Consider the following 16,529-nt stretch of genomic DNA (forward strand, 5'->3'; position numbering starts at 1 on the left):
TATGTTACCAGATATAGGTAGCTACCGCTCCATTGGCCAGCGAAGTAGTTACCAGTTTTCCATTATACTGGATGTTAAAAGATTGCGGAGTATCCCCGCTATTCACAACGATCAATGCTTTTTTACCATCGGGTGTTTTAAAAGCGACATTGTCCAGTTTACTGGTGATATTGGATGCGATCCTTACGGATCCAGGGCGGACAAATTTAGAGGCATGCCCGATAATGTAATAGGCAACGTTACGAATAACGCCGGAACCAATTGTTAGCGCACCGAGGCACGTCGTACAACCACCATCAGTATGCGGACCATAATTAGGATCAGCAGCCAGGTTCCATTCCAGTACGTTACGGCTCCAGTTACGCGTAGCGCCTACTATGAGTGTGCTGACATGCCATTTCAGGTCATTGCCAAAGTTACCCGGACCACCTACCCATTGTTCTGTGAAGTAAATATTCTTCTCCGGATAGGCATTGTGTACCTGCGTCAGGGCACTGATGTCGCCACCATACAGGTGAAAGGCAGAACCGTCCACATAGGGGTAAGCTGCGGCATCGCCCAGGATGGCAGCAGGGTACTCGGGTTTATCAGCATTATGATCGTATACGATGATCTTTGTAGTCAGGCCGGCCGCTTTAAAAGCAGGTCCCAGATGGTTCTTTACAAAGTCGGCCTGCTCATTCGCCTGCATCACCATACTTGGGTTGTTGCCACCATGTAAAGGTTCGTTCTGGGGAGTGATCGCATCAATGGTAATGCCTTCCGCTTTCATTGCCTGGATATACTTCACAAAGTATTTTGCATAAGCAGCATAGTATTCCGGCTTCAGACTGCCTCCTTTAGACGCATTGTTCGTCTTCATCCAGGAAGGAGCTGACCAGGGAGAACCGAGTATTTTAATATTGGGAGACAATGCAACTACCTTCTTCAGAATAGGCAGCAGGTCTTTACGTTCTTTCTCTATACTGAACTTCGCCATATCCACATCAGTCTCACCAGCGGGAAGGTCATTATAGGTAAATGGCGCTACGCTCAGATCAGAGGCACCAATACTCACCCGCAGATAACTTACACCGAGGTGCGCTGTATCGGGCAGGAAGAGTTCTTTTAACAAAGCATCCTGTGCATCGGCAGTAAGCGCATTGATCAGCATGGCGCTACCATCAGTCAGGCAATAGCCGAAGCCATCTATTGACTGATAGGACTGTGATTCATCAACCTTAATTGTAGGATATACATTCACCGTATCTTTAAACAACAGGCTTACTTTCTGTTTTTGCAATAACACAGACTTATCGCCTTTGGTCAGCCACATATTCACATCTGTTGTATCTTTTCCAACAGGTGGATCAACAGGCGTAACAGGTGTATCACCGCCATTATCTTTACAAGCGGCAAAAGCGATCATGCCTGATAGCAGGAAGGTGGTCAGACTGATCTTTGTTTTATACTGGAATCTCATTTTTCAATCATTTTGTAAACACGGACATAATCAACATCCATGGTAACGGGATAAATGGAGTCGTCCATTCCCTGCGCACCACCCCAGTCGCCACCGACAGCGATGTTCATCAGGAGATGAAATTTCTTATCGAAGGGCCATACAGTGTAGCCTTTCCCTTCATTCTTAAACTCGAAGATCAGCTGATCATCAATGTAGCCACGCAATGCGAAAGGAGTCCAGTCCATACGATAGAGATGGTAAGCAGTGGTGGCATTGCTGATCTTTTTCGTTGCCGATTTCTGTGTACCTATTTTAAAATAATAGGCTTCCGTATGAGCAGTGATATGGACTACATCAGGATCATATCCCACATGCTCCATGATATCGATCTCACCTGATTTAGGCCAGTCACCATATGCCCAGTCAGTAGGTAACATCCACAAAGCGGGCCAGGTACCTTTGCCGGCAGGCAGTTTTGCCCTGATCTCAATACGTCCGTAAAGGAAATCGCCTTTCCCTCTGCTGACGAGGCGGGCCGAAGTATAGTTACGGTTTTCCTTAGCTTCTTTTTTAGCGGTAATGGTCAGTTTGCCGTCAGCGACAGCAGCATTATCGATACTATTGGTATAGTATTCCAGTTCGTTATTCCCCCAACCACTACCACCAATATCATATCCCCATTTGGTAGCATCGGGTAAACCGGTATAATCAAATTCATCCGCCCACACAGGAGTGGTTTCAAATGTCCAGCCCTTGTCTACAGGGCCCTGAGGTATTACAGGGTCAGGGGTACTGCCACCACCATCACCTTTTCCTGAGCAGGAAAGAAGATGAATGCCAAGTAGGATGAAGGGAAGGTATTTTAGTTGTTTCATACATGCGTTTTAAAAAATTAGGAATTAAAAATCAGGAATTAAGAATTGGTTGGCCGTCAGTTTTACGAGGCATCAGTCCTGCTAACAGTGATGTTATTAAAACATTAACTCATCACAGGCATTGATGGAAAAGACAGTCTCCAATATTTGCTAATTCCTAATTCTTAATTCCTAACTCCTAATCAATTTAGATTTCTTCCAGGAACTTCACATCATCCATCACGATGCCACCCGTACCTAAGGTACCACCGGCACTGCCAGCTTTCACGACGATGTAAACATCCCCTGTTTTTGTAAACGACATAACGCCATTTTTGTTCTTACCAGTACCATCGCAACCAATAACAGCGAGGTCACCGGTAAACTTAACGGCGCCACAGCCTGCCCAGGTGTTCAGCGAAATATACTTGTTTCCGCCATAGTCACTGCCCTGTTTGGGTACTGCTGTATCGATATATATTTCAAACCAGGAATTGCTTGCACCGTTACCGGTTACTTTCGCAGAGAAGATATAAGACTTACCTGCTTTCACGCTTACCTTCTGGTAGATCGCACCATTGGAATCACCGGTATTCTCGAAGTGCATAGCACCATTCTCGATCCTGATCGCTGTTTGTGTACCGCCGGTATTGAGCACAGTCCAGAACTGCTGACTATCCGTACCCATATCGCCACCTTTCAGGATGTCCTGTGTTTTGGCGTTCTGGGCGATGGTCACCTTTTTAACAGCTTTGGCAAAACCACCGCTGGTAAATACGGTAAACTGGATAGTATACTCTCCCGCCTGGAAATAGCTAAGGGTATCTTTTTCCCGGGTAGCTTTATTGTTGTTATCGTCTGTGTATTCAAACATGAAACCTCCCGGAGTCGTACTGGTCACAACGATCTTATTCGGATTGCCGGCCAGTGGTTCAGCAGTAAAGCTGGCAGTAGGTAAAGGGCCGAGTTCCTTATCGGATGACTCGGGCGTACAGGCAGATACAGCGCCGGCCAGCAAAGCTGCCATCGCGATGGTACGTGTATTTCTGATATAGTGAAAGTTCATTTTGTGCTGTTTGTTAAGTCATGAATGCTGTTAATGTACACTTTGATTATTTCCACTCTGCGCTCTGTACGATCTTGGTGTTTTCCATTTCCAGTAATGGAATAGGCAGAATTTCGTGTTTGCCGGCCACAAAGCCACGACCTCCCAGTACAGCCGCAGCTCTCTTGGTACGTACCAGGTCAAACCAGCGGTGACCTTCACCAGCCAGCTCCAGACGTCTTTCATTGAAGATATTGTCGTCAGTAGCAGTGATCGGGTTAAGACCAACACGGGCACGTACGGCATTGAGCAATGCATAGGCACGGGTGCCAGGTCCACCAGGCTGACCAGCTTTGAGCAATGCTTCTGCTTCGAGCAGGTAAGTATCTGCCAGACGGATCTCATACAGGTTCTGTGGATAGTTCAGTTCCTTGTTACCAGGACCTTTGGACTGATCGCCGATCTTCGCAGCAAATTTGTTAAGGAAATAACCTGTGTTATCATGACCAGGCGCATAGTCAGCGATGCCATTCGTCTTCAGGCTATCCATATCCAGAATAGTTGCATTAAAACGTGGATCACCATGTAATGCATCGTAGAGGCTCTTTGTTACTACCAGGAAGCTCCAGCCGGACACCATATCAGGAGCGGTTGGTTTCAGTACTTTATATCCTCTTGGGCCTACCATGATGTTCAGCACGTTACCTTCAGTACATGCCACACAATCCCAGTTACCACCTGAATTAGAGCTGTATGCCGCTTCCAGGATGGACTCAGAGTTAAACTTGTTGGTAGCGAATTTCCACAGGTCTTCAAAGTGCTCCATTAGTTTGTAACCATATTTTGCACTTGTCTGACCAGGGGTAGTACCATTCACTTCAGCCAGTTCCGCTGCTGCTTCCGACCATTTTTCCTGCCACAGGTATACCTTACCTAACAGTGCGTGTGCAGCACCTCTGGTAGCACGACCACCTTCAGTACCTACCGGTACCTGGTCAGGAAAATTAGTTTCTGCAATAGCAGCTTTCAGGTCTTCGATGATCTGCGCATATACTTCATCCGGTGTGGCCTGCAGCACATCATACATTTCTGAAGTAGAAACAGGTTGTGTCAGCAGTGGGATATTTTTAAATAAACGCACCAGGTCAAAATAGAAGAAGGCACGCAGGAATTTACATTCTGCGGTGAAGCGTTTCTTCAGATTTTCATCCATAGGGATGCCAGGCAATTTGTTCAGCAGTGTATTTGCACGGAAGATACCAGCATATCCTTTTTTCCACAGTTCTTCCTGTGGTCCCTGTGCTGGCGTCAGTGTATAGTTGGTGAACACCTGGAAGGAAGATACGTCGTTAGGGCCGCCACCACCAGCAAGATGATCATCAGAACCAGCGTCCAGCGCACCTACTTTAGTGACATAACCACCACCTTGCCAACCTACCACATCATATACAGCGATCAACCCGTTGAAGGCTTCTGTTGCGTTACGGTAATAGTTAGCCTCCAGGTCAGTACCTTTTGGTTTTACTTCGAGAAAGCTATCGCGGCAACCGCTGGCCAGTTGTAAACCCAGGGCCATTGCGATGATATATGGAATTTGTCTTGTTTTCATTTTGTAATCAGCTTTTAATAATTAGAAAGTTGCATTTACACCTACCATGAATGAGCGGGCCTGAGGATAGATACCTCTGTCGATACTGAACACACCACCACCGATCTCAGGATCGTAACCAGTGTATTTGGTCAGTGTCAGCAGGTTTTCGCTCATCAGGTATACGCGGAATCTCTCGATATGCGCTTTCTTTAACAGAGAAGAAGGCAGTGAGTAACCAATCTGCAGAGATTTGATCCTTGCATAGCTACCATCTTCCAGATAGAAATCTGATGGGTTAGTGAAGTTCCTGTTATTGTCCTTTGTGGTCAGACGTGGATAATCATTTGAGGAGCCCTCTCCTGTCCAGCGGCCCAGGGCCTTGGTCTGCCAGTTTGCAGCACCGATATCCAGACGGCGTAAACCCTGGAAAATCTTGTTACCGGCAGCACCCTGTACGAATAATACCAGGTCGAAGCCTTTATAACCAGAGTTCAGTGTGAAACCGTATGTCCAGTTTGGCGTAGGATTGCCCAGGAAAGTACGGTCGCCTTCATCGGTCAGCACACCATCACCGTTTACATCTACCCAGCGGAAATCACCAGGAACAGCATTTGGCTGGAGTTTCTTACCATCTTTACCCACATACGCATCTACTTCCTGCTGATTCTGGAAGATGCCATTTGTTTTGAAACCATAGAAGGCATTGAATGGCTGACCAATGGCAGTACGTGTGATAGGATAGCTGGTAGACTGGAGTGTTTGTCCGCCGGAAAGGTATTGTATACCCTGACCCAGGTTGGTCACTTTATTTTTCAGATAAGAAACATTACCATTAACAGAGAAGTCGAATTCACCGAATTTCTTACGATAGCCCAGCTCCAGTTCCACACCGGTATTTTCCATATCTGCTACGTTAGCAGCAGGATTCGAGATAGCACCTACATATAAAGGAATACGTGGGTTCTGGAGGATATCTCTGGTAGCTTTTTTATACCAGTCGAATGACACGGTGATATCTCTCAGGACGGTTGCTTCAAAACCAACGTTTGTCTGGCTGGTAGATTCCCATTTCAGATCAGGGTTGGATGGTGCATTCGGGCTGTAACCGATCAGATACGTATCTCCGGAGCCGAAGCTGTAGTTACGACCGCCACCGATAGTAGACAGGTAGGCAAAGTCACCGATGTTGTCATTACCAACCACACCGTAACCGCCACGGAACTTCAGGAAGCTCACGATCTGATTGTCATTCCAGAATCCTTCGCGGGAAGCAACCCAACCGAGGGAGAAGGACGGGAACACACCGTATTTATTGTTAGAACCAAAACGGGAAGAACCATCGCGACGAACGATCGCTTCTGCCAGGTACTTTTCATCATAGGTGTAGTTCACACGTGCAAACAGGGAGGAGATCCTGTGGTCAGGGTTCTCGCTACCACCTGCATTTCTCTGGTCCTGCGCCACATTATAGTTGAGAGACGCATCCTTGAAATTGTTAACAGGCAGGTCCCAGTATGTTACGTTCAGTGCACGGGTATGGTTATCCTGGTAGGCACCCTGACCGGCTAAGATAGTAACATTGTGTTTGTTGAACTCCTTATTGTAAGATACGGTATTCTCCAGGTTCCAGTTGTAACCGGAGTTAGAGCTACGGTTAAAATTGGTACGGGAAGCAATAGTAGAAGGATTAAGATAAGATATAGGGGTAAAGGACTCACTTCCCCAGAAGGAGATCTTGGAACCGAGCGTAGAACGGAATTTCAGTCCTTTGATCGGAGATACTTCCAGGTAGGCGTTACCTACGATATTATGAGACCAGCCATAGTTGCCCAGGCGCGTTTTGATGTAAGCCAGCGGGTTGGTGATTTCCTGTGCCACTGCTCTGGAAACACCATAGTAGTTACCGTTGGCATCAGTTGGCGTCCTTGGATCGTAATTCGCTGCTTCAGCAGGATCTGTTACGATTACCGGAGTGATAGGATCGAGGTTGATGGCAGAAGCCAGCGGACCACCGAATTCGCTGTTGGTATTACCAAGACCGATAGACTTATCGTAAGCATAACCCACGTTCTGACCAAAGGTCACCCACTGGGACAGCTTATGAGTAGAGTTCAGACGGAAGTTTACACGCTCATATTTAGAGATGTCAGTGGCTACGATACCATCCTGTTTCAGATAACCGAAAGAAGAGTAGAAAGTAGACCTGTCGTTACCACCGCTGATGCTAATCTCATGGTTCTGGCGTTTTGCGCTACTGTTGAAGATCTGATCCTGCCAGTCGGTGCCTTTACCATATGACCGGGGATCGGCGTAAGGCAGTGAGTTTTCATTGCCAGCTTTAGCCGCTTCGTTTCTGAGCGTAGCATACTGTGTAGCATCCAGCAGTTTCAGTTTACGGGCAGGAGCGGAAGTACCGTAATAACCATTGTAGTTAACGCTGAGTTTACCTGCTTTACCTTTTTTGGTGGTAACGAGGATCACACCAGCTGCAGCACGGGCACCATAGATAGCCTGGGAAGCCGCGTCTTTCAGCACCTCGATAGATTCGATATCATACTGGTTGAGGTAACCGATACCACCATTATCTACCACAACACCATCCACTACCCACAGCGGATCATTATTGTTGAAGGTGGTCAGACCACGCACCCTAACAGCGGAACCTGAGCCAGGCTGGCCGGAGCTGGAAGCGATGGTTACACCGGAAGTTCTACCCTGGAGGGCAGATTCGACACGCGTGATAGGCTGGTTTTCAAGATCAGCAGCTTTTACACTGGAGATAGCACCGGTCACCACACTTTTCTTCTGCACACCATAACCAACCACTACCGTTTCGGTGAGGGAAGTTTCGGAGCCTTTCAGTCTGATAGTCAGGTTACCATTACCTACCGCCTGTGTATATGGCGCGAAGCCGAGCGCACTGAATACCAGGGAAGCGGTAGCAGGTGCTTTCAGGGTAAACTTACCATTTACATCAGTAGCGGTACCAGCGGATCCGTCTTTTACACGAACGCTTACACCGGGAACAGGTTCACCTTTTTCGTCAGTTACACGGCCGGTAACGGTGATGGTAGTGTCTGCCGCGGCTTTGTTACCGATAGGCAGGCTTTTAACGATGATGCGGGCACCATCTATAGTATAATCAAAAGGTTGGTTATCGAGACAGATGTCGAGTACCTCTTTAACAGAAGCATTTTTAATATCGATAGTTACCGGATTGGCTGTAGCGAGCAATGTTTCATCATAAACTATGGAAATTCCTGCCTGACGAGCCACCTGGCGAAGTACCTTTTTCAGGGGAGCCTTCTTCTCCGATATAGAGATTTGCTGAGATACTCCTTTTGCGCTGATCTGCAGACAAGCCACTAGCAACAAAAAGGTTGTCAGTTTCATAACGTTGAGAATTTTGGTTGATAGCGATTTCCGGACACGGAAAGTCCTACCACTAAAGTTTAAATGCATACTTTTGTAGTGTTTGGGAATTTTAGAAGATCAATTTAACGTGACGTGGTTTTCAGAATGCCCCGACTAATATTCCGGAAGTGTTGCAAGCGCTTCCGGTTTTTTTATGCGGCATTCGCTGCTTCTTTAATCTGTTCCTGTTATTTCCATAACGCAATTCGTTTTACTTAATGAATGTCCCGGCTGCTGTTTACGTGGATTTAAATACAGCACAGGCTTTACTTACCTGATGTTACAGTTAGTTTTCTTCCTGACAGTGAGAATGTAGGTCCATTTGCTTCCAGCATATGCAGAATATCAGATAATGGTAAGCTCCGGCTTATACGTCCCCCAAAGCGCCCTTCATTTCCCGCCTGGTTGTAACTAATATCTATATCATACCACCTGGACAACTGACGTAGAATATCGGCCAGGCTGGCATTGTCAAATTCAAAGAATCCTGTTTTCCAGGCAATTACCTGATCTACATCGGCGGGTCTTACAACCATATTACCGGTAGCCGGATCTACGATTGCCTGCTGGCCAGGACGTAGTCGTTCTTCGTGGCTTCCGTGTTTTACATTTACAAGTCCCTCGATCAGTGTTGTATTAATACTCTTTTCGTCGGCATAGGCCATAACATCAAAGCGGGTGCCCAGTACCTGTACCTCCATATCGTTGACCTTTACAAAAAAGGGTTGGCGTGCATTAGGTGTGATCTCAAAGTAACCCTGTCCCTGGATCTCCACTTCACGACGGCTGCCGTTAAAAGCGGTCGGGTATCTCATGCTGGAGGCTGCATTCAGCCATACGTGGCTACCATCCGGCAGAATAATATTGAACTGACCTCCCCTGGGAACGGAGAGTGTATTGTAGACTACAGCGTCACTGTTACCCTGAACAGCATATTGCAATTGTCCATTCTGCTGACGCACGAGGGTTTGTCCCTGGTTGATCACTTGATTACCGGCACTATCCAGTGTTACCACATCGCCGTTTGCCAGTGTCAGAATAGCCTTATTAGTACCTGGCGCAATATCTGCGGTATCAGCCAGTACATTGTTAACTGCGGTAAAGGTCTTGCGGGGCGAGACGGTGTTCATATAATAGTATACGCCACTACCTGCCAGCAGAACGATAGCCGCAGCAGCCGCCCAGCGGAACCGGGTACGCTGTGGGAAGGAAACAATCTTTTCGCGGGAGATATCCTGTAAGAGCCTGGTTTCAATTCTGTCACTCAGTTCAGAAGGGATTTCATGGTGCTCACTCATCGTTGTTTCGAACTCCCTTTGCAGGGCAGCCAGTAAAGAACGGTGCGAACCTGACGATTGCAGCCAGGTGTACAGTTCTTCCATTTCGGCCTTATTACATTGACCGTCAATGTATTTTTGCAAAAGTTTTTCGTAGTAGTCCGTGGATAATGACATAATAGATGAGCACCTTTTGCGTCGGTACTGTATATATTATCCGGAAATAAAGAAGTAGGGTACCTCTGTTTAAAAAAAAAGTTAAAATATTTTTTTGAAGAGGTAAATGGCGAACAGGATATCGCCGTGGCGGTGCACATAATCGTATATAAAACGCATACCGAGTACCATGTGCTTTTTGACAGCATTCCTTGAAATACCCAGTAAAAGAGCTGCTTCATCATAGCTCTTCCCCTCCTGCCGGCATAGCTTGAATACATTCAGTCGCTGGGTGGGCATCCTGACCAGGGCTTCATGAAATAGCCGGTCATACTCTTTGGCTCTTACCTGGTGTTCCGGTTGTGCATGAGAGATATCATCCAGCTGGTTGAATAGCTGGTTCCGGAGATTTTTATCGGTAGCCAGTTTATCGATCGTTTTTATAACATGATTTCTGGCTATTCTATATAGATACCCGGAAAAGGAGAGTTCAGGGTTGATACGGTCTCTTATTTCCCATACTTTCAGGAATACATCGTGCACCAGGTCCTCTGCAAGGGAGGGAATCTTGCAAAAACGTAATAAATAAACGTAGAGTGAGGCGTGGTAGTGCCGGTAGATTTTCGTGAACGCAGACTCATCTCCCTGCATCATCCTTAACAACACCTCATCTTCGGATGGCATACGATCCATATCAAATTGTGCATTAATCTATGGGAAACCCCCTTAAAGCTGTAAAACTAAAGAAAAGTGAGAAATGTACAAATTGGGGCAGAAATGAATAGATAGCATTACGAGAAGCGTTTTCTACACCCTTGTAACTATCGGGTTTTCAATTATTTTCGCAGAGTTGTAAATATTTCTGCATAATTTATTTGCGCAATTGAAATATTTAATCATATATTTGCACCCCCGACGAACGGGAACACACAGTGTTGGATCAGTAGTTCAGTTGGTTAGAATGCCGCCCTGTCACGGCGGAGGTCGCGGGTTCGAGTCCCGTCTGGTCCGCAAAAAGCAAAACCCACGCTTAGCGTGGGTTTTGCTTTTTGCACAATTTGATCTTTTTGCCCCAGAATCCTAATATTCAATCTGGGAAAAGGTTTTGTTGGTTCGAAACTACCAAGATAATCTCGTTAAATAACCATCAACCAAAACATCAATATTTGGTTAGCTTAGTTTTCTTTGTTCATCTTCAATAATCATTCTCAGTTCATCTTCACTAGGTAGATTAATTAGATATTTAGATACAAACATCTGCTGTGGTAAACCAGAAGTAGCATATTTCACCAGATTTTCATTTTTATTTGCGCAAAGAATAATCCCTACTGGCGGATTATCATCCTCCTGCATTTCATTATCTTTATAATAGTTTAGATATACGTTCATCTGACCAGCATCTGCATGTGTAAATTCACCAATCTTTAAATCAAGCAGAACATGGCACTTTAATATGCGATGGTAGAATACCAAGTCTATTCGATAATGAGTATTATCAAATGTTATCCGTCTTTGCCTGGCTTCAAAACAAAATCCTCTACCTAATTCCAAAAGAAAGCTCTGTAAATGATTAATGATAGCTTGCTCAAGGTCTGTCTCCGTGTATATTGCTTTTTCCTCTAATCCCAAGAACTCAAGCATATAAGGATTACGAAATATATTCTCGGCTTTTAAATTTTTCTTCTTTGCTTCTTCACCTAATACTGCATTTTTATTAGTACTTAATCCAGTTCTCTCATATAACATACTGTTCATTGCCCGTTGCAAATCACGAACACTCCAATTATTCTTAATCGTTTCAATCTCATAGAATTCCCGTTGGAATATTGCATCGATTTTTAACAACTCAATAAAATGAGAAAAACTCAGCTGTAAATTCTGGTCATGTTGACCCACTATTCTGGGATGTTGACCCACCTGCGAAGCAGGCAATAAAAGTAAGAGCTTGAGGCTGTGTAAAAATACGATGTGTTACTGATTCTCAGATGCCTTTTTTCTCCTCATAGAGTCTCCCTTTAGTTCAATACGATGTGCATTTGCTGTCATTCTGTCAAGGATTGCATCAGCTAACGTTGGATCGTTAATGTACTCATGCCATTTAGAGACCGGTAGTTGTGATGTGACGATGATGCTTTTCTTACCATAGCGATCTTCAAGTAGTTGGAGCAATGTAAGCCGGATTTCCTGTGTCATTGGCGTTAAGCCAAAGTCGTCCAGCACGATCAAGGTTTGTCGTTCCAGGTGATTGAGCAGTTTAATGTAGGATCCGTCAAGTTTAGATAAGGTGACCTTCTCAATAAGACGGTTCATGTTCAAGTAAGTTGTTTTATAACCCTGAAGGCATGCCTGATGCCCTAAGGCACATGCCAGGTGGCTTTTTCCGCAACCAGTTGCGCCTGTAATCAGTACATTCTCTCCCTGCTGTAAATAGCGGCCCTCACTTAGTAGTGCGAGCTGCTGTTTGCTTAAATTGCGTCTGGGACTACAATCTATTTGTTCAATGGTTGCTGGCAGACGCAGCTTGGCCAGTTTCAGGTAATATGCGGTCTTCTCATTAAGACGATTTTGCTCTTCTGATTGTACCAGATGGGCAATCATGTCATGACCTTCAAGTTGTTGATTCATGGGTAGGTCTAATTGAGTCTGATACGCCTGGAACATGCCCTGTAGGCGAAGTGATTGCATTTGTTGGAGTGTTTGTGCCGTGTTCATTTTTGTTTATTATTTACTGATTATTGATAGTGGTCTTTACCTCTTATATTATCATGCAGAGGTATAGATGATACTTCTGAAGCAGGAACCGATTTATCCATTCCTCTCTCAAGGATGTTTTTAATGAGCGTATAGTTTACGCGAGTGCCAGTCAATGCTCTATTGCAGGCAGCCTCTAACCTGTCTGAACCATATTTCTTCTGCAGCCTCAACATTCCAAAGCAGGCTTTGTAGTTCTGCTCGATATAGATACTGTTTTCAAGCATTATGCCTGCTGCCTGATGGGTCGATGTCCCAATACGAGCTGCCTGTTGCAACAGATCCTCGCGGTTCCATCCTTTGATCTGTTGCATACGCTGGTGATGAGGCGGCATATGTTCGGCCAGTGTTGTATATGCTTTATTGTGACCGTCTCTTCGATGTAGTGCAATGCGTTGGTGATCCAGATAGACTTCCACCGTCCGTTGATCATAAAGCACTTTAACCTTTTTACCGACATGGGCATAGGGAACACTATAGTACCTGTGGTCTTCTGAGAGCTGTACGTGATAGTTACGCTGAACAGTGAGTTGCACTACTTTTTTGGCACTAAACGGTTGGGGCGGTAGTGGCTTCAGAGAGGATTGTTCCTGCTGTTCAAAATAATGCCAGCGACTGTAAGGCGTGCCTTTATAAGGTTTATTATTGAGTAGCAGTAATTGTTCATGCACAGCCGCATTAAGTGCCTTAAGACTGGTAAACTCCCGTTTCCTGAGTGGGCCGTATAAGTTGTTATAAATGATATTTACCGCTTTTTCGACCATCGCTTTATCACGTGGGCTGTATGGTCTGGTTGCGCTAAAGGTAGTGGTATAATGCTCACTGAGTTGCGTACAGATATCAGTAAACAATGGTTCATAGCGATTTGGCTGCTTTACTGCGGTTCTTAGGTTATCACAGAGAATCGTATTAGGAGCTCCTCCATAGAATAACAGCATAGCGTTGATGCAATGAACGAAGTCGGCTGTTTGCTGGCTGCGTACTGCCTCACAGAAGATAAGTCCGCTAAAAGGCAGAATTGCGATAAACACTTCGCATTCGACCAGTTCTCCGGTAGCAAGATCAATATAATGGAGCTTTTTACCTGCAAAGTCGATCATGATCATATCAGCTATGGAGTACTCCATATGCATCGTCACATCCAGTTTCTTCAGATACTGGTTAAGGTGATGACAATAATGGCTGTAAGCGTATCCATCAGGATGCTGCTGTAAATATTCCCGCCAAAGCAGTTGACGGGTGACTCCAACTTTACCTAATTCTCCCTGGGCGTATTTCAAATGGACAACCAATTGTTCAAGTCGATGCATATCATGAACGGTATTGTCATTGGTATACGCCTTTTCAGCAAGGGTCTTATTATCCGGAGGCTGTTCCTGAGTAGAATCATCAGAGAGTAGACACAGATATTTACGCACGCTATTGCGGCTAATACCTATGCGGCGTGCCATTTCCCGTATTCCAACTCCATCATTATGAAGTTGTAAAAGCTGTCTTAATTGTTCCATTGCAATGGGCGTTTGTGCCATGCTCCCACATTTTTAGGAGCAAATAATAAACAAAAGCCCTTACTAATGACTGTCCGCAGGTGGGTCAACATGCCAGAATGGCAATCCGAGCTGTGAATCCAACACAGCAACCCAGGTGGGTCAACATCCCAGAATTATTTGGCAACTAGCTGTTTTATTAATAATTATGGGTGGGTCAGCATCCCAGAATGGTGGGTCAACATAAATCAGAACGGTGGGTCAACATGGTCCAGAATCTACACTCAGCCTTTCTAATAATAAATTGGAAATGGTCTTACTATCAGCAGGGGATCTTTGTGAGGATTGAATTTCTACTGAATGTAATTTTTCAGAAAGGGGCTGCAAGAATTTAACTCCATAAGAATCAGATAGATATAATTTTGCGGACGGTGTCCGCAAAATGTTAGAATATGCTTTGTAGAAGTCTTTACATAAATAGAGATGTCTTTCCCTTATGGACTTAATACCTGCTTTATTTAGATTTGAAGCAATCTCCTTGTAAAGTTTCTGGCCATAAACAGCTCTATCATTGCCGTTTTGTTCATATTCAACTATATAGAACCCAATTATCCAGTTCCTTAATGTTAAGGCGGTATTAACCTGTTTCTGGACTTTGTTCAGGAAATAATGATTGGTTTCTTTGATGCTATTGACAAGTGTCTCAATACTGCTGCTTTTATTGCTTTCCATATTATGAAAATGATGTGTTGCGGTTAACTATCTGTCACAAAACTAGTGTATTTTATACTTCATTTAATGAAAAAAAATCTATAAAAACCTCATTATCATTTAGATAAACCTGATATTAGTTTAATATACCTATTAATAAGGGCTCCTTTGGCGAAATCTTGTTAGTGGTTATTTGCGGGGTCTGCAACCATGTGAAATATTCAAACTTTCATTTCCATTAATCATTAGCTGCAATACATTCGTTAAGCTATATGTAATTATAAATCCTTGGATTTATAATGAGTTTCACTAATAAACATTACAATTTTAGATAAATCTTCCACAAACCGGTTCGAAAGTTGTCCCTCATAGCCCGCAAAATAAATCGACCGATTTAGCAAAAATTGAAAGCGTTCAGATGGAAATTCTGAATGCTTTTTTTTTGTGGCAGTCTCAGATCGAATGATTTTGACTGTAACAGATCAAGTTGAATTTTTTGGGGATATATTTGATTAGGCATAAATCCTAGACAACATAAACAGGAAGAAGTATCATAATCCATTATCTATAAAGAATTGATTATTATAGAACGAAATATTCACTAATCTATAAACAGAATAAATCGGCCCGAATCACCTAAACCTACCCCTAAAAACACTCTCCACATACTCTTGCGGAATCTTTTCCTGCTCCAGCCTATTCCCTCCCTTCATCGTCTTCAACTTCCTATACATCTCCTCTTCCTTTCCCGTCAGTAAATCCAACTTTTCCGCATTACTCCGTCCCCCATCAACCGCAAACTGTTTAAACCTTTCAAAGGTCTCTTTATCCATCATCAAACTTTCCACACCTGCAAAATAACTCCTGATCTGATGTAAAATCTGAAATCCATGTTCATCAATATCTCCCCAATAGTAAATCTGAATCCCATTCAACCATTCTATCTCCCGCAAATAGGAAACATTAAATCCTCCCCCGCTCCAAATCGCAATCCCTCCTGGCACAGATGGCAACGTCAGAAAATTCATCTTGTTCTCCGTAATAAAAATCCTTACGATTGGTAAATCTATTTTCTGAAAATCCGACAACGGAATACTGATATCAGATAAACTACCTGCAACCGATAGAGACATATCAAGTATCCGTACACGAATCAATGGCTCATCAAATCTAAGGTAAAACCGCTCCGCAAACCTTTGCTGCCCTGCATGACGAATATGCCCAGGTATCAGAAAATCCAACAATGATTGAATCAATGCAGTATTCTGCTCAATAAACTTTGTATGAACCGATATCGGTAACTGTCTTAGGTAAAGATTAGGCCGCGGATGAGCTACAAAATAATGACATACCTTCAGGATATCCGCCCACTGTATATCAGGATTCGTCAGTGACAAACAATGCTGGTATGCCCAATCTTTCAAAGAAGCAAATGTAGCTACCAACAACTCATAATGCTGTTGGAAATATTTCCACTCTTTCTTCTTTTGCACAAAAGACAAATAATCATCTATTGACTCAAACACAATATTATCCGGTACCTCTTGACTCCCGGCACGCCTAAAAGTCTGGTTAACGGTTTTAACCTCGTAGCCCAACCCAGTGTTGGATTTGGAATGACGATGCAAACGCGATATCTGCTCCCGTAGCAACTCAAGGTTGCCGGTAATACCAGTAGATTTAACTTTCCCTATCCGGTCAATCGTTCTGGGGAAAAAAGGTACACCAGAGATATAACTTTGTAAAATAGGCTTCCACCAGCTCAGCGCCTGCTTTTGTATCTCTTCCGGACTAATCAT

Annotated in this window: 12 protein-coding genes and 1 tRNA gene; 1 reads left to right on the forward strand and 12 read right to left on the reverse strand. The window is 44.3% G+C overall.

Annotated features, from left to right (window positions below; genetic code table 11):
• Nucleotides 1-4 precede the first annotated feature (4 nt).
• From GWR21_RS12965 to GWR21_RS12995, 7 genes are all read right to left on the reverse strand, one after another.
• On the reverse strand, nucleotides 5-1,462 hold the full coding sequence (locus GWR21_RS12965; protein ID WP_162332156.1) for a glycoside hydrolase family 30 protein: 1,458 nt from the start codon (nucleotides 1,460-1,462) through the stop codon (nucleotides 5-7).
• Nucleotides 1,459-2,319 (reverse strand): glycoside hydrolase family 16 protein, encoded by an 861-nt coding sequence (locus GWR21_RS12970; protein WP_162332157.1) that lies wholly within the window; start codon nucleotides 2,317-2,319, stop codon nucleotides 1,459-1,461. The genes GWR21_RS12965 and GWR21_RS12970 overlap by 4 nt, the downstream gene beginning before the upstream one ends.
• Nucleotides 2,320-2,506: 187 nt before the next feature.
• Nucleotides 2,507-3,364 carry a hypothetical protein gene (locus GWR21_RS12975; protein ID WP_162332158.1) on the reverse strand — a complete coding sequence of 286 codons (858 nt, stop codon included), beginning with the start codon at nucleotides 3,362-3,364 and terminating at the stop codon, nucleotides 2,507-2,509.
• A 46-nt stretch (nucleotides 3,365-3,410) separates the two neighbouring features.
• On the reverse strand, nucleotides 3,411-4,952 hold the full coding sequence (locus tag GWR21_RS12980; protein WP_162332159.1) for a RagB/SusD family nutrient uptake outer membrane protein: 1,542 nt from the start codon (nucleotides 4,950-4,952) through the stop codon (nucleotides 3,411-3,413).
• A gap of 21 nt (nucleotides 4,953-4,973) precedes the next feature.
• Complete coding sequence (locus GWR21_RS12985; protein ID WP_162332160.1) at nucleotides 4,974-8,327, reverse strand: TonB-dependent receptor; 3,354 nt, start codon at nucleotides 8,325-8,327, stop codon at nucleotides 4,974-4,976.
• Between the two features lie 287 nt (nucleotides 8,328-8,614).
• A complete protein-coding gene (locus GWR21_RS12990) occupies nucleotides 8,615-9,730 on the reverse strand; it encodes a FecR family protein (protein ID WP_162332161.1) in 1,116 nt (371 codons plus the stop codon).
• Nucleotides 9,731-9,883: 153 nt separating this feature from the next.
• Nucleotides 9,884-10,474, reverse strand: a complete 591-nt coding sequence (locus GWR21_RS12995) for an RNA polymerase sigma factor (protein WP_162332162.1) — start codon at nucleotides 10,472-10,474, stop codon at nucleotides 9,884-9,886.
• A gap of 244 nt (nucleotides 10,475-10,718) precedes the next feature.
• Between GWR21_RS12995 and GWR21_RS13000 the strand changes: the two genes are divergently transcribed.
• Nucleotides 10,719-10,792 (forward strand) — tRNA-Asp (locus tag GWR21_RS13000).
• A gap of 159 nt (nucleotides 10,793-10,951) precedes the next feature.
• Here GWR21_RS13000 and GWR21_RS13005 read toward each other — a convergent pair.
• The 5 genes from GWR21_RS13005 to GWR21_RS13025 form a co-directional block, all read right to left on the reverse strand.
• On the reverse strand, nucleotides 10,952-11,677 hold the full coding sequence (locus tag GWR21_RS13005) for a PDDEXK nuclease domain-containing protein (RefSeq protein ID WP_202929083.1): 726 nt from the start codon (nucleotides 11,675-11,677) through the stop codon (nucleotides 10,952-10,954).
• 75 nt (nucleotides 11,678-11,752) lie between these two features.
• Nucleotides 11,753-12,493 (reverse strand): IS21-like element helper ATPase IstB, encoded by a 741-nt coding sequence (gene istB, locus GWR21_RS13010; protein ID WP_162331617.1) that lies wholly within the window; start codon nucleotides 12,491-12,493, stop codon nucleotides 11,753-11,755.
• A gap of 20 nt (nucleotides 12,494-12,513) precedes the next feature.
• Nucleotides 12,514-14,061, reverse strand: a complete 1,548-nt coding sequence (gene istA, locus GWR21_RS13015) for an IS21 family transposase (protein WP_162332163.1) — start codon at nucleotides 14,059-14,061, stop codon at nucleotides 12,514-12,516.
• A gap of 219 nt (nucleotides 14,062-14,280) precedes the next feature.
• On the reverse strand, nucleotides 14,281-14,751 hold the full coding sequence (locus tag GWR21_RS13020) for a DUF1016 N-terminal domain-containing protein (RefSeq protein ID WP_162332164.1): 471 nt from the start codon (nucleotides 14,749-14,751) through the stop codon (nucleotides 14,281-14,283).
• Between the two features lie 611 nt (nucleotides 14,752-15,362).
• Complete coding sequence (locus GWR21_RS13025; RefSeq protein ID WP_162332165.1) at nucleotides 15,363-16,529, reverse strand: Wadjet anti-phage system protein JetD domain-containing protein; 1,167 nt, start codon at nucleotides 16,527-16,529, stop codon at nucleotides 15,363-15,365.

The organism is Chitinophaga agri (assembly GCF_010093065.1).
Lineage (GTDB): Bacteria > Bacteroidota > Bacteroidia > Chitinophagales > Chitinophagaceae > Chitinophaga > Chitinophaga agri.

Coding starts and splice junctions, on each gene's coding strand:
- GWR21_RS12965 (WP_162332156.1), bottom strand. CDS start 1,462: ATGAGATTCCAGTATAAAACAAAGATCAGTCTGACCACCTTCCTGCTA.
- GWR21_RS12970 (WP_162332157.1), bottom strand. CDS start 2,319: ATGAAACAACTAAAATACCTTCCCTTCATCCTACTTGGCATTCATCTT.
- GWR21_RS12975 (WP_162332158.1), bottom strand. CDS start 3,364: ATGAACTTTCACTATATCAGAAATACACGTACCATCGCGATGGCAGCT.
- GWR21_RS12980 (WP_162332159.1), bottom strand. CDS start 4,952: ATGAAAACAAGACAAATTCCATATATCATCGCAATGGCCCTGGGTTTA.
- GWR21_RS12985 (WP_162332160.1), bottom strand. CDS start 8,327: ATGAAACTGACAACCTTTTTGTTGCTAGTGGCTTGTCTGCAGATCAGC.
- GWR21_RS12990 (WP_162332161.1), bottom strand. CDS start 9,730: ATGGAAGAACTGTACACCTGGCTGCAATCGTCAGGTTCGCACCGTTCT.
- GWR21_RS12995 (WP_162332162.1), bottom strand. CDS start 10,474: ATGGATCGTATGCCATCCGAAGATGAGGTGTTGTTAAGGATGATGCAG.
- istB (WP_162331617.1), bottom strand. CDS start 12,493: ATGAACACGGCACAAACACTCCAACAAATGCAATCACTTCGCCTACAG.
- istA (WP_162332163.1), bottom strand. CDS start 14,061: ATGGCACAAACGCCCATTGCAATGGAACAATTAAGACAGCTTTTACAA.
- GWR21_RS13020 (WP_162332164.1), bottom strand. CDS start 14,751: ATGGAAAGCAATAAAAGCAGCAGTATTGAGACACTTGTCAATAGCATC.
- GWR21_RS13025 (WP_162332165.1), bottom strand. CDS start 16,529: ATGATTAGTCCGGAAGAGATACAAAAGCAGGCGCTGAGCTGGTGGAAG.